Source organism: Campylobacter sp. RM12642, assembly GCF_020137635.1.
Classification (GTDB): Bacteria; Campylobacterota; Campylobacteria; order Campylobacterales; family Campylobacteraceae; genus Campylobacter_E.
Genome location: NZ_JACGAT010000067.1, coordinates 1 through 1,026, shown reverse-complemented (window position 1 = coordinate 1,026; position 1,026 = coordinate 1). Strand labels below are relative to the sequence as shown.

General features: G+C 32.1%; 1 protein-coding gene. It reads left to right on the top strand.

Annotated elements, in window-relative coordinates; all coding sequences use genetic code 11:
- A partial coding sequence (locus AVBRAN12642_RS09690; protein WP_336608309.1) for a methyl-accepting chemotaxis protein occupies positions 1-971 on the top strand: 971 nt, incomplete at its 5' end.
- Between the last annotated feature and the right edge of the window lie 55 nt (positions 972-1,026).

Below are 1,026 nucleotides of genomic sequence, written 5' to 3'. Positions count from 1 at the left end.
TAACAGCTAAATCAAACGAACTTAGCAGTGGAGATGGAGATTTAACTAAAAAGCTAGATGATAAAGGTAATGATGAAATAGCTCAAGCTTGTAAAGCTATTAATATATTCTTAGAAAAAGTAAGAATTCTAATAGCACAAGCAAAAGATATCTCAAATGAAAACGCTTCAATAGCAAATGAATTAAGCCACACAAGTCTTCAAACAGGTAAGCGTGCAGAAGAAGGTAGTGTAATAGTTACAGAAGTAGCTAATAAAGGAACTAATACTAAAGATAACCTTGATAAAGGTGTAATTGGTGCAGCTAAAGGTAAAGATGAATTAAGTAATGCAAGTAAGTTTATAAAATCAGCAAACGATGCTATTAATTCATTAACTAATCAAATAAATCATAGTGCTGATATAGAAAGTGCTTTAGCTAGTAAGATTGAGCAATTAAGCCGTGATGCTGATAATGTTAAATCTATTTTAGAAATAATTAACGATGTAGCAGACCAGACTAACTTACTTGCATTAAATGCTGCAATAGAAGCTGCAAGAGCAGGAGAGCATGGGCGTGGGTTTGCCGTAGTAGCTGATGAAGTAAGAAGCCTAGCAGAAAGAACTCAAAAAAGCCTTAGTGAAATAAATGCAACAATAAGCGTTATAGTTCAAGGTATTAAAGATGCAAGCGAGCAAATGAGCACTAATTCAGCAGAAATTAGTAAATTAACTCAAGTAGCAAGTAATACCCAAGATACAATTAATGAAATGGGTAAAGTAATGAGTGAAGCTGTAAAAATTAGTGAAGCAACTGTAAATGATTATATAAGCACAAGCAAAGATATGAGCGAGATATTAAGTGGAGTAAATAATATGAATACTATCACTAATGAAAACGCAAGAAGTGTAGAAGAAATAGCAGGAGCAGCAAATCATCTAAGTGAGATGACAGAACAACTAAACAAAAAGCTAAATGAATTTAGAACTTGATTTATTAGCTTAAAAATAAACTTATTATTAGGAATTAGTATGCTAGTTCCTAATA